General features: G+C 64.2%; 11 protein-coding genes. 8 read left to right on the forward strand and 3 right to left on the reverse strand.

Annotated features, from left to right (window positions below; genetic code table 11):
• Positions 1-5: 5 nt before the first annotated feature.
• Complete coding sequence (locus tag LMT64_RS05580) at positions 6-371, forward strand: hypothetical protein (RefSeq protein ID WP_126350834.1); 366 nt, start codon at positions 6-8, stop codon at positions 369-371.
• 81 nt (positions 372-452) lie between these two features.
• Here the strand turns inward: LMT64_RS05580 and LMT64_RS05585 are convergent, their stop codons facing one another.
• The 3 genes from LMT64_RS05585 to LMT64_RS05595 all read right to left on the reverse strand — a co-directional run bounded on the left by LMT64_RS05585 (position 453) and on the right by LMT64_RS05595 (position 5,718).
• On the reverse strand, positions 453-1,730 hold the full coding sequence (locus LMT64_RS05585) for a serine hydrolase (protein WP_126350835.1): 1,278 nt from the start codon (positions 1,728-1,730) through the stop codon (positions 453-455).
• A gap of 180 nt (positions 1,731-1,910) precedes the next feature.
• Entirely contained in the window at positions 1,911-5,201 is a 3,291-nt protein-coding gene (locus tag LMT64_RS05590; protein WP_126350836.1) for a heterodisulfide reductase-related iron-sulfur binding cluster, read from the reverse strand.
• Between the two features lie 91 nt (positions 5,202-5,292).
• Positions 5,293-5,718, reverse strand: a complete 426-nt coding sequence (locus LMT64_RS05595) for a hypothetical protein (protein ID WP_126350837.1) — start codon at positions 5,716-5,718, stop codon at positions 5,293-5,295.
• Positions 5,719-5,829: 111 nt separating this feature from the next.
• On the opposite strand from LMT64_RS05595, the gene LMT64_RS05600 reads away from it, so the two are divergent.
• The 7 genes from LMT64_RS05600 (at position 5,830) to LMT64_RS05630 (ending at position 12,111) form a co-directional block, all read left to right on the forward strand.
• A complete protein-coding gene (locus LMT64_RS05600; RefSeq protein ID WP_126350838.1) occupies positions 5,830-6,252 on the forward strand; it encodes a hypothetical protein in 423 nt (140 codons plus the stop codon).
• A 75-nt stretch (positions 6,253-6,327) separates the two neighbouring features.
• Complete coding sequence (gene secD, locus LMT64_RS05605; RefSeq protein WP_126350839.1) at positions 6,328-8,610, forward strand: protein translocase subunit SecD; 2,283 nt, start codon at positions 6,328-6,330, stop codon at positions 8,608-8,610.
• Between the two features lie 130 nt (positions 8,611-8,740).
• On the forward strand, positions 8,741-9,307 hold the full coding sequence (locus LMT64_RS05610; protein ID WP_126350840.1) for a hypothetical protein: 567 nt from the start codon (positions 8,741-8,743) through the stop codon (positions 9,305-9,307).
• Between the two features lie 52 nt (positions 9,308-9,359).
• Complete coding sequence (locus tag LMT64_RS05615; RefSeq protein ID WP_126350841.1) at positions 9,360-9,758, forward strand: hypothetical protein; 399 nt, start codon at positions 9,360-9,362, stop codon at positions 9,756-9,758.
• Between the two features lie 2 nt (positions 9,759-9,760).
• Positions 9,761-10,573: a protein kinase domain-containing protein gene (locus LMT64_RS05620; RefSeq protein WP_126350842.1), complete on the forward strand. Its 813-nt coding sequence runs from the start codon at positions 9,761-9,763 to the stop codon at positions 10,571-10,573.
• Positions 10,574-10,604: 31 nt separating this feature from the next.
• Positions 10,605-11,513, forward strand: coding sequence for a DNA polymerase III subunit delta (gene holA / locus LMT64_RS05625; protein WP_407647831.1), 909 nt, complete (start codon positions 10,605-10,607; stop codon positions 11,511-11,513).
• Between the two features lie 112 nt (positions 11,514-11,625).
• Entirely contained in the window at positions 11,626-12,111 is a 486-nt protein-coding gene (locus LMT64_RS05630) for a hypothetical protein (protein WP_126350844.1), read from the forward strand.
• The last annotated feature ends 9 nt before the right edge of the window (positions 12,112-12,120 follow it).

Raw genomic sequence — 12,120 nt, forward strand, 5'->3', positions numbered from 1 at the left:
GGTCTTTGGGGACACTGAGGACATGGGCGCTGCTTGCCCTGGCCCCGGCGCTGTGGGGCTGCGCCGAGAGTGTGCGGTCCCCAGTGGTCAGCGTGACCAACACCGGCCAGAGCGTCACCGAGCCGCTGGGCGTCCAACTGGGCGGAGAAACACTCCGCTTTGGCCCACTGCGGCCCGGCGAAAAACAGCGCGTGAGTTATCACCCTTCAGCAGACTCTGCCGGTGTCGGACTGGATTATGGGGGTCAGACGGCCCAGTTAGACCGCCCGATCTCCGCGCAGGAGCCGGGATCACTGGGCAACGATGTAAACATCTTGCTGGACGAGCGCGGCCCCCGGCTGGACCCGAAAAAGAACAAAGAGCGCAACTAGCACACGGCGGCGCCTGCCCTTGGGCAGCGCACCGAAGCACTCAGATACTTTTACTTGCTGCCACAGGTCCCCACACTGCTTTCAGGAAGGGGCCTGTGCCTCAGCTTCAGACTCCGGCGGGCTGACGGGCGTGCCAGGAGTTTCATCATTCTTGTCACTGGGTTGCTTGGCAGGCACGGGCTGTGGCTTGGGTCGCTGCTTTTGTTCACCGATCACCTCGTCCACTGCCGCGTTGATCCAGGCGAAGGCGCGGTGGGTATTGGGCATGGTGTACCACTCGTCCGAGCCATGCTGCATAAAGCTGTACACCACATGCCGCCCGTCTTTGGTCTTGAAATAGCCGGTGTAGGTCAGCAGCCGCCAGCCGTTGCCACCCTTGCCGTAAAAGGTTTCGATGTTGTCTACCTGTCCAGCCTTGAGTGATGCGCGGCCATGTCCGGTGCGGGCCACTTCATCTTGCCAGCGCTGGGCACGCTCGCTGAGCCCCGAGCGGAGATATTGCTGCGCCAGCAGCGTGGAGAACTCGTAGGGCGTGCTGACATTGTGGCTGCCCAGCTCGTCTTCCGGCTGGTGAACCCCTTCAAAATACTCGTTGGTGCTGGCCGTCAGCTCGTAGACGTTGTACTTCTGCGCCTCGGCGTCAATGGCCTGCGCCAGCTCTGAGCGGTCTGGGCGCTGCCACCAATCCGGTTTGGCCAGGTAGGTGTCGCTGAGCCCCGCCTGCATCACCCACCAATCCTTGGTCGGCAGCATGATCCGGGTATGGCAGAGGTGCAGGTCATCCGCCAGGGCCTGTACGGTGTCCAGACCCACCCGGCGGTGCAAGATATCCGTAGCGGTGTTGTCGGAGTAGCGAATCATCCGCTCGGTCAGGGCACGCGTGTTGGACCCGTCATAGGGGAAGTCGCCCAGACTCTGGTTCTCTTCGGTAACGTCAAAGCGCTCCTCGGGCGAGAGACGGCCCGCATCGAATTCACGCAGGACCGCCCAGAGCACCGCCTGTTTGTAGGTACTGGCCAGTGGAAAAACGCTGTCGGGGTTGGTGCCCACCGCCCGCAGAACCTGGAGCGTATTGGGGTCTATTTCGGCCACCCAGAGGCCCAGACGACCGGAGAGAGCGTAAGGCGGCTGAGGAGCTTTGGCGACCGGCGGGGCAGCGTCCAGGCAGCCGGGAGCTGCCGTATCGCTGACCTGCATTTCGGCCAGTGCAGGAGCCTCCGGTTGCGGCGGGGCAACTTGGGCCACGGTGTCTTGACTTGGCTCAGACTGCGCTGGACGGCCCAGCACCCAGGCACCGCACAGCGCCAATCCAGCAGACAGCAGCACTGGCCCAGCCTTGGAAGGCCAGTTCAGCGGCATAGGTGTCCCCGCCCGGTGGGACGTCGCCTGGGGAAAAGCTGTGACATTCCGAACAGATTAGCGCAGGATGAAGTGTAAGCCAAATTTGGGACTCGCGCACGGGACAAGCCAGTGAACTGCGAACCATAAAAATCCCCCCGCTCCGGGGAGGGGGGGACAACGTATCCGGTCAGCTGCCGCTCAGCTCTGACTCGGTTTCCACTTGGGCCGCCCGGTGGCCCCTGTCTCAGTGCTCGTGTCATCGGTATCGGACTGGGCGGGATGCGCTGGGGCCAGGCTCTTCAGCACGGTGTCAGCTTCAGTTTGTGCCGGCTGAGCCGTCTGGACCGGAGAGGCTGTAGGCGCGCCAGGCGTCCATTTGGGACGTTCACTGCTCTGGGTTTCGGGAGCAGCTGGGGTCGGCACCTGTTCTGATCCTCCAGCCGCCTGTGGTTTCCAGGTTGGGCGGGCAGCCTGTGACGGGGCTTCCGCTGCGGTGCTGGGTCCGGCTGCGCGGTCATCCAGCACTACTGGGGCCTCTGTACTCACGTTGTCCTGACTGGCCGGGCGAGGCGTCGCAGCCGGGTTCCAGCTGGGGCGAGCACCGGAGGCAGCGGGAGCCACATCATCTGCCGCAGGTTGGGCCGGAGCAGTCGAGGCAGCACCAGGATTCCAGGCTGGACGGCTGGCCGAGGGAGCAGTGTCTACCGGAGCACTCTCCGCTTGACCTGCCGGAGCGGCTGCAGGAGCACCAGGGTTCCACACGGGACGTTCTGTAGACGCACTCGCAACTGCTGAAGGTGTGTCTGCTGCATCATCGCTGGCCGCTGGTTGGGGAGCCGCACCTGGCGTCCACGCGGGACGGGCAGCCGCAATGACATCGTCCGCACTACGGGCCGCTGGAGCCGCGCTGGGCTGCCAGCTTGGACGGGCCGCACTGCTGGACGGTGTTGGAGCCTGGGTGCTGACCTCCTCCTGAGCGGGCTGGGCTGGGACTGCGCCAGGGGTCCAGGCAGGGCGAATGCCTGCGGGCTGCACATCATCACGGCTGGGGTGTGGGGTTGGAGCAGGCGGTGCCGCCCCCGGAGTCCAGGCCGGACGGTCACTGCTGGCCGGAGCCTGCGGAGTGGCAACGGGCGACCAGGCTGGTCGCTCATTGGCCGCTGGAACCATGTCGTCTTTGACAGGAGCGGCGCCGGGAGCCCAGCTCTGACGCTTCACCGGCTCGGCGGCGGGGGTTTGCACTGCTGGCATCGGTTCTGGTTGGGCATTCTCCACTTCGGCAGTGGTGACAGCGGTGACTTCTTCCTCACCGAGCACGTTGCGCACTTCTCCCTCGGCTTCAGGGAGGTGGGTGTTGGGCGCTTCGGCCTGGCCTTCAGGAGCCACTGGAACTTCGGGTTCGACCCACTCACCCTGGGCGCGCTGCACGCTTTCCAGCATCAGCTCGGCCACGTCCTTGACCACGATGTCCTCGGCCTGCGCCTTGGCGGGGGTGCTCTGCATCATGGACTTGCAGAAGGGGCAACCCACCGCCAGCACCTTGCCCTCCTTGGCGGCGTCCAGGCGGGCCTGGATTTCCTTGAAGCGGTTGTCGCTGACGCGTTCGGTCCCGTCCTCTTCTTCTTTCCAGAACTGTGCACCACCTGCGCCACAGCAGAAGCTCTGCTCGCGGGTACGTTCCAGTTCCAGCACCTGCCCGGCCATGCGGGTAATCAGGGAGCGCGGCGCGTCGTACACACCGTTGTGGCGGCCCAGGTAGCAGGGGTCGTGGTAGGTGACCGAATCGCCCAACTGCGCCATCGGCAAACTTCCAGCGTCCACTAAGTTCTGGAGATACTCGGTGTGGTGGATCACCTGATAGTCGCCGCCGATCTGTTTGTACTCCTGCCCGATCATGTTCATGCAGTGTGGGCAGGTCGCCACGATCAGCTTGGGACGGACCGTGTTCAGGGTTTCCACGTTCTCCTGGGCCAGTTGCAGGTACAGGAACTCGTTGCCGGCGCGGCGGGCGCTGTCGCCGGTGCAGGCTTCCTTTTTGCCCAGCACGGCGTAGTTCACGCCCGCCTTGTCCAGCAGCTGCACGAAGGAGCGGGCCACCTTCTGGGCGCCGGGGTCGTAGCTCGCGGCGCATCCCACCCAGTACAGCACGTCGGGTTCGGGGTTCTCGTCGGTGGTCGGCACGCGCAGACCCTCGGCCCACTCCATGCGCTTGTCGCGCGAGATGCCCCAGGGGTTGCTGGCGCGTTCCATGCCCCGGAAGGCGGTTTGCAGCTGCGGCGGGAACTCGCCCTGCACCATCACCAGGTTGCGGCGAATGTCCACGATGTCCAGCATCTGCTCGTCCTGCACCGGGCAGACCTGCATGCAGGCCCCGCAGGTGGTGCAGCCCCACACCGCTTCTTCGCTGATCGCGTATTCCAGCAGCGGGCGGGCGGTAGCGGCCCCGTCCTCGAAAGCGGCTTTCTTGAGGGTAAAGGGGCTGGCGTGCGCGCCAATCGCGTTCAGCTCCATGCGCTTGTTGATTTCCAGCGCGGCGGGGCTGAGGGCCTTGCCGGTGGCGTTGGCCGGGCAGACATCCTGGCAGCGGTTGCACTGGATACAGGCGTAGGCGTCCAGCAATCTAGGCCATTCGAGGTCTTCGAGTTTTTCCACGCCCAGCTTGGGTTCCTCGGCTTCCATCGCCTCTTCCAGCCCCGGCATCGGCGGCAGTACCCCGCTGCCCACCGGGCGCTTGAGGGCATAGTTCAGCGGCGCTCCCACAAAGTGAAAGTGCTTGGAGTACGGGAAATAGATCATGAACGCGAGGATGCTGCCCAGCGCGCCCCAGAAGCCCAACACCCACCAGTTCATCTGCGCGGCATGGCTCAGACCTCCGAAGAGAAGGTTGCCCAGTCCGGTAGCGAAAGGCTGCCAGGGGTCGCCACCTTCCATCGCCATCTTGCTGCTCTGGGCGATCATCCGGCTGCCGACATGGAAAATGATAAAGCTGGCCACGATAATCGAGTCGCGCCGGATGTACCCGGACCCCACCCAGTCGTGCAGTAACGTCTTTTCGTTGAATTTGAAGTCACGCTTGCCCTGCGTGAAAAAGCGCCGCACCATCAGCCCGATCACGCCCAGAATCACGGCGGCACTGAGCAGATCGGCCAGCAGGTTGTAGGCGATGCCAAAGGGATTGTCCGAGTGAATCGCAAACGGGAAAAAGCCTTCGAGCAGGTCCACCACGTTGACCAGCAGGTAATACACGAACCCGTAGAACACCATCGAGTGCAGCACCCCGATGACCGGGCGCTTACGGAACACCCGCTCCTGGGTCAGCGAGGTCGTGATGGCGTAACCGATCCGCCCCGGCAGGTTGTCGAAGCGCGGTTCAGTGGCTGCTGTGCCGCGCAGGTTGCGCAGATACAGTCGGTAAAAGCCCCAGGCCAGGAAAGTTCCGGTGATCAGGGCGTACAGGGCGAATAGGATTTTATGTAGATCGGGCAGCAAGGGAAAGAACCTCCGGTGCGGGATAGGGCAAGGTCAGGTCAACGGGGACGCGCCGCGCCGTGGGCGGCTTGGGCCAAAGATTGAACTCAGTTCAAAAGAGTGTAACCAACTCGGGGCTGCCCCTATTGTTCCATAATCGGCGCAGCGAAGGCAGCGGCGCTCCCACGCTGAAGCTCCGGCCAGCGTGGGTCAGGGGATGATCCAGCTGCTCCACGCTGAGGCGGCTCAGGGTGTCCAGTTCCCAGGTCAGCAGATCGCGCAGTTGCCTTGTCGGCGTCACAGGCAGCCCCCGCACTCCGGCAATGGTGGCCCAGTACTCCCGCTTGGTGCTTTGAATATGCGCCAGCCGGGTTAGGGCCAGCGCGTGCCCTGGCGTGTCCACGCCGCAGGAGAGGGTGCGCTGGTAGGCACCCTCCACACTCTCCCAGGGGTCAAAGCTGGACTCGCGCAGCAGAATACTCAGGCAAGTGGGGCAGTTCCGCTCGCTGCCCGGCAGATCAGATTCGGATCGGACCATACCTTTACTGTGGCACTCACCGGGGCCTGACCGCCCGCTTTCCCTGCGGTCTGCTAGCTTGGGCAAAGCCGGAAATATTCTGCCCTGTAGGGCCGCCCCGCCTAGACCACCATGTCCAATCCTTTGCCGCCACTGCTCAGCCGCCTGCGGACCGCCCTGCTCCAGGAGGTCGGCGCGGCGCGGCTGGGTGCGCTGGGCCTGCCCTGGCTGGTCACGCTGGCTGTCATGCTGGGCGGGCCACTGGTGCAACTCGGCGGTGAGCGCGGCGGCACGGCGGCCGAGCAAACCCGCCTGCCAGACGCTCCCAGCCCACAGGCCCAGGCCTCAGCGGACCGGGACTGGCCGCGCCTCACGGGCCGCGAGCGGGCCTGGCAGGGCGAGCAAACGCCCCAGCCCTGGCCGGACCTGCCGCCGCAGCGCCCCGACTGGACCACACCGCAACCAAAACTGGGCTGGGCCACGTTACACCTGGGCCGAATTCCCGCTCCGGCAGCCCACCTGTACTGGGGCAAGCGCCAACTTGAAGGAGGCTAGCGGTACGGGCTGGCCACGCTCAGGCATGACTTGTCCGTCCTCATCTACTGACCTCATTTCAAGGAGAATCCGCTTTTGACGTTCAACAACCCCAATCAGCGCCAGCGCCGCACGCGCCGTGCCGCCCCTCCCAGCGGGCGCCCCAACATCTGGACCGGCCTGCTGCTGCTGCTGACCTTTATCACGGCGCTGGCCTTTATCTGGCGCCCCTGGCAGCACCCCGACACGCCCACCCAGCTATACAACAAAGACTTTCAGGCCGTGACCCTGGGCCTGGACCTGCGCGGTGGTCTGCGCATCGAGCTGGAACCGACCACCGACAATTACACCCGCGACGACCTGGACCGGGTCAAGACCATCGTGGAAAACCGTGTGAACGCCCTTGGCGTGGCCGAGCCGACCGTCACGGTCAGCAGCAACGACCGCGTGATCGTGGAAGCCCCCGGGGCCACCCCCGAAATCCAGCAGCAGGTCCGCGACGTGATCGGGCAGACCGCCCGCCTGGAATTCCGGATCGTGAAGCCGGATGCCACCGTGGATTCGGACCTGGCCGCCGCTGAGCCGAACACCCAGGGTTATACGCTGGACGACCTCGGCCCGGCGGAGGCCACTGGCGAAGTGATTGCCGATGCCCGCGCCACCACCGACCCCACTTCAGGGCGCTGGGTGGTGGCCTTTACCAACACCGAAGAAGGTGCCAAACAGTTTGGTGAATTCACGGGACGCAACATTGGCAAGCAGATGGCGATCGTGCTGGACGACCAGATCATGTCGGCCCCTACCATCCAGAGTCAGCTGTTCCGCGACGTACAGATCACGGGCGACTTTGACGCCGCGAGAGCGGGTAACCTGGCCCTGGTCCTCGAAAGCGGTTCGCTGCCGATTGGGGTTCAGACTGCCGCTGAGCGCTCTATCGGTCCCAGCCTGGGCGCGGATGCCATTGACAACGGTATGAAAGCTGGCTTGATCGGCCTGGCGGCTGTGTTTGTCCTGCTGTTCGTGTATTACGGCTTCTGGCTGGGCCTGGTCGGCGCACTGGGTCTGATCTTCTCGGCCGCGCTGCTGATGGGCCTGCTGGGCGGGTTTGGGTCCACACTGACCCTGCCAGGTATTGCCGGTCTGGTGCTGACTATCGGCGCTGCCGTGGACGGCAACGTGATTTCTTTCGAGCGCTTCAAGGAAGAACTGCGCCGGGGTAAAGGCCCTCGTCAGGCCGTCGCCAAAGCCTATGAGCACTCCACCCTGACCATTCTGGACGTAAACGCCACCCACCTAATCAGCGCCTTCGCGCTGTACCAGTTTTCTAACGGCCCGGTGCGCGGCTTCGCGGTGACGGTGATTGCCGGTACGGTCGCCATGACCATTTCCAACCTGATTTTCGCCAAGTGGCTGATGCAGTGGTTGAGCAGCCGCTTTCCTCACCTCAGCGCACCACAGTGGTTCGCTGAGCCGCGCATCAACTTCCTGAAGCCTGCGGCCATGATTACTGGCCTGAGCACCCTGCTGGCGCTGGGCGGCATCGGCTACATCGCCACTCAGGGCCTCAACTACGGGGTGGACTTTACCTCCGGCACGACCATCACGGCCCGCTTTGCCGACGACGTGACCCCCGAGAGCATCCGTGAGCAGGTGGTGGCCGCTGGCGCGCCGCAGATCAACCCCCAAAACACCGTGATCCAGCAGGAAATCGTGCCGGACATCACCGGCAGCCAGTACTCCATCAAGGTGCCGGAGCTGACGGCGGCCCAGACCAGCGCCGTAGGCCAGCAACTCGGGAGCCTGGGCGGCGAGGTGCAGGGGAGTGAAACCGTCGGGCCCACCGTGGGTGCGGAGCTAACCCGCAACACCATCTATGCCATGCTGCTGGGCCTGAGCGGCATCCTGATCTATGTGTGGTTCCGCTTTGACCTGGTGATGGGCGTCGGATCCATCCTGGCGACCATCCACGACGTGGCGATTGCCGTGGGCATCTACGCGCTGATGGGCCTGGAGTTCAACATTTCTACGGTGGCCGCGATCCTGACCCTCATCGGCTACTCGCTGAACGACTCGATCATCATCTCGGACCGTATCCGCGAGAACCTGCGGACCATGCGCGGCACTTCTTACGCCGACATCGTGAACGCCTCGATCAACCAGACGCTGTCGCGCACCTTGATGACTTCTCTGAGCACCATGCTGCCACTCATCGCCTTGCTGATCTGGGGCGGCCCGGTGCTGCGCGACTTTAGCTTGCTGCTGCTGCTCGGGATCATCGTCGGAACGTATTCCTCGATCTACATCGTGGCCCCGCTGGTGGTGTGGTGGAATGGCCGCCGCCCAGTCAGCCCGCCTTCCCAACCGGAGACGGCTATGTAAGCAGTTCCACTTTTTAGCGTTTCAGTGCAGCTCCTAGGTGAAGTTCTGGGAGCTGCAATCTTTGGTCTTAGGCCGCTGCCCTCATCACCACTTCACACCCGCGTCAGCCTGGCCCGCTAAGCTGGGCAGCATGAAAGCCATCCCCACCCTGTTGACTGCGGCTGCCCTGGCCGCTTCTGGTATGACTCTTGCCCAGGCACAGACCCAGCCCGCCCAGAGCACCCCTAGCGCCCAGAGCAACGTCGGTGCTGGCCTCCCCATCAGCATTCAAAAGGACGACCGCTTCCTGCTGCTGAGCGGTGCGGGCCTGGCACGGGCTTTCCCCAACGCCGCGACCCGCCCTGACGTGGTGTTCGTGACCCAGGACCGCAAGGTCACCATTTCGCTAGAGTACCGCACCACCTCGCTGCGCGCGGGCGAAATCACCACCCTGCTGACCCAGTACCCCACCGTGCTGCGCCGCCAGCTGCCCACCATCAGCACACTGAACACCGACATCGTGCGGGCCGGCGGCAACCAGTGGGCCCAGTTCGTCATGACCCTGCCGACCCAAAACGGTGAGCGCCGCTTGGAACAATTGATCACCTCAGTCAACAACCGCCCCATGGTGGTGACCATTGCGGGCATGACCGACGGCTACAAGGCCAATGAAACGGCTGTGCGCAACTTGATCAACTCGATTCAGGTCATTCGCTGATCAGCCCAAGTCAGCCAACTTGATTCCCTCACATCCAGTGGGGCTTCTGCTGATGAACAGAAGCCCCACTGGATTGTTGTTAGGGCACTGGTCCAGGCGCATTGAGGCTGACGCCGCGCTGGCCGTATTCGGTGGTCAGTTATGGGTCAGACCCACCACCGCCGAAATCCCAGGTGGGCTTCTGCTCGCCCCCTATGCCGACAGCGTTGAAGAACCGGTCAATCCGCGCAAACTTTTGCATACTCTCAGCGACATCGCACCTGACGGCTTCTTCGTCAGCGACCTGGGTCATCAGCAGTATCTTCCGCGATTTTTCAAAACGTGTAGTGCATCCAATGCACTGCAAGCGCCATCGCGCCTGCAGACCGCCGCCTTCGTCCGATTCTGCCAGCGGCCCCTACCGTTTGCCCTCGTCTGCGGCGCGCTCGGCTGGTCTAGACTGCGACTCTGACCATGATCCTGCTGCCAGGGGAACAACTGATGGTGAAGCCTCTGCTGCTGGGAGAACGGCGAGGGCTGCGCCTGCAAGTAGGCTGGTGGCGTGGCCAACGGGTTCTAAGTAAGGTGCTGATCACCGATCACGAAGATTGCTGGGGCCTTTTTGAACGGGAAGCCGCGGTGGCGGCACGTCTTCATCACCCACAGCTTCCGGAGTTGCTGGCGCGCTCGAAGCGGCAGTTGATCTTCGGCTGGCGCGACGGCCTGCTCCTACGTACCATCCTCTCCGTGCCGCCGCCTGGCGGCTTGGACCTATGCGCTACCTTGCGGCTGGGCCTGGGCATTCTGACTGGACTGGAGCACCTGCACGGCAGAGGCGTGGTACATCAGGACCTCAAACCCGACAACCTACTGCTGAGTGGTTGGGCCGCCTATGAACCGCTTCGCCCACAGCAGGTCATCCTGCTGGACTTTGACCAGAGCTGGGCGGCCGACTTGGCAGATGTGGCCCCTGGAGTCCGGATGGGCACACCGCATTACATGGCCCCGGAACAATTCAGCGGAGTACGTGGCGACCCACGCAGCGACCTGTACAGCCTGGGCGCCGTGCTGTACGAGGCGCTGAGCGGCGAGCCGCCCTACCCCCAACCGCTGCCCTGGCTGCTGGGGCAAACTGCGGTGCGCCAGGACTGGCCAGGGCCGGCCCCCGTGGTGGAACTACTGGCCGCCCTGCTGGACCCACACCCAGCGGCACGTCCAGCCACGGCTCAGGCTGCCGCCGAATGGCTGCGCGTGGTGGCCAAGCAATTGGACCTGGGACTGGGATAACAGTGTGCAACAGCCGCTATCCTGAACCATCATGCTCGCGGCGTTTAGTGGACATCCTTTTCTGGCCGAGCTGGCCCTGCGCGACTGGGCCGAGGCACAGGGCATCAACCGCGCCGAACTGACCCGCCTGAGCGGCGACGAGGTGACGCCTGAAACCCTAGAGCCGCTGCTGGCCCCCAGTCTGTTTGGCGGTGGCGGCGTGATCGTGGACCTGAGCGGCGTCAAACCGACCAGGGACCTGATGAACCTGCTGGCCGGTGCCCAGGCCCCAGCCTTGGTCCTGGACGTTACCTCTCCCGCCACCCGCGCCAAGGTGTACGAGGAACACGGCCAGCTGATCCGCAGCCCCAACCCGCAGCGCCCCGGCGATGTGCTGGGCTGGCTGGTGCCTTACGCCAAGGGACAGGGCCTGAAGCTGGAACGAGATGCCGCGCAGTACCTGGCGGATGTGTTCGGCAACGATCTGACGGGGATAGCAAGCGAACTCAACAAGCTCCACTTTCTGCCGCCCGGTACCCGGCTGAATGCCGAAACCGTGCAGGAGGTGGTGGGCCGCGAACAGGCAGGCGACTCGTTCGTCATGCTGGACGCGGCCACGGCTGGACGTCCGGTGCCAGCCTTAGAACAGCTAGGCAGGCTGCTGCGCGTGGGCGAAGATCCTTTCCGGCTGCTGGGTGCGGTGGTGTGGCAGTACAGCCTGATCGCCCGCTGCGTGGGCCTGATCGCCCAGGAAGGCGGGCGGGTCAGCGACGCCGCAGCCGCCCAGCGCCTAGGGGCCAAGCCTTACCCAGTCAAAAAAGCCCTGGCGGTGGCCCGCCGTCTGAACGAAGCCCAGGCCCGCCGCCACCTGGGACGCATCGCCCAGGCCGACTTGGACCTCAAGCGCGGCCATGACCCGGCGCGGGTGCTCCAGCGGCTGATGATTGAGCTGAGTGGCTAAGGCACAGCTCGCCCGACCCTGGGCACGATTCTTACGGGGAGCACTCTGCGGTCCCGCCGATTCTCCCTTATCTCTCGGAACTTTCATCGGCGGCGGCGCATACTGAAAGGCAATGAAGAAATTTCACCTTCCCCTGCTGGCCGCGCTTCCGGCGCTGATGGCGTCCTGTGCCTCTTCTGGCGGGAACGTGAACGACTATCAGCGCAACAGCTACGCCACCTACGAAGAGTGCATCCAGGCCAACCAGAAGTACATTGACCAGGGCATGCAAAATCCATGTACACGCCAAAATCAGACGGCGGGCGGCGGCTACTACGGGCCGTGGTTCTTCTTCTGGGGCGGTGGGCTGGGCCGGGTGGTCGGGTACAACGGCGACGGCACGTCCAGCCGCACCGGCTATCAGGTGGACCGTGACGGGCAGCTGACTGGGCGCTTTCAGGCCCCGCAGATTTCACGCGGGGGCTTTTCCACCGGAGGGCGGGGTACAGGCAGCGTCCGCAGTCCATCCGGCAGCGGTTCGGTCCGCAGCACCACGCCGCCACGCATCATCCTGCCTGGGACCAACGGCAACCGCACCGGCGGCAGCTTTGGTGGCTGAGCAACTCAT

Origin of the sequence: Deinococcus radiophilus (assembly GCF_020889625.1) — a bacterium.
Taxonomy (GTDB): Bacteria; Deinococcota; Deinococci; order Deinococcales; family Deinococcaceae; genus Deinococcus; species Deinococcus radiophilus.

Excerpts from the sequence above, each read along its gene's own strand:
- LMT64_RS05585 (WP_126350835.1), bottom strand. The coding sequence starts at position 1,730 with ATGCCGCTGAACTGGCCTTCCAAGGCTGGGCCAGTGCTGCTGTCTGCT.
- LMT64_RS05595 (WP_126350837.1), bottom strand. The coding sequence starts at position 5,718 with ATGGTCCGATCCGAATCTGATCTGCCGGGCAGCGAGCGGAACTGCCCC.
- LMT64_RS05600 (WP_126350838.1), top strand. The coding sequence starts at position 5,830 with ATGTCCAATCCTTTGCCGCCACTGCTCAGCCGCCTGCGGACCGCCCTG.
- LMT64_RS05610 (WP_126350840.1), top strand. The coding sequence starts at position 8,741 with ATGAAAGCCATCCCCACCCTGTTGACTGCGGCTGCCCTGGCCGCTTCT.
- LMT64_RS05615 (WP_126350841.1), top strand. The coding sequence starts at position 9,360 with ATGAACAGAAGCCCCACTGGATTGTTGTTAGGGCACTGGTCCAGGCGC.
- LMT64_RS05620 (WP_126350842.1), top strand. The coding sequence starts at position 9,761 with ATGATCCTGCTGCCAGGGGAACAACTGATGGTGAAGCCTCTGCTGCTG.
- holA (WP_407647831.1), top strand. The coding sequence starts at position 10,605 with ATGCTCGCGGCGTTTAGTGGACATCCTTTTCTGGCCGAGCTGGCCCTG.
- LMT64_RS05630 (WP_126350844.1), top strand. The coding sequence starts at position 11,626 with ATGAAGAAATTTCACCTTCCCCTGCTGGCCGCGCTTCCGGCGCTGATG.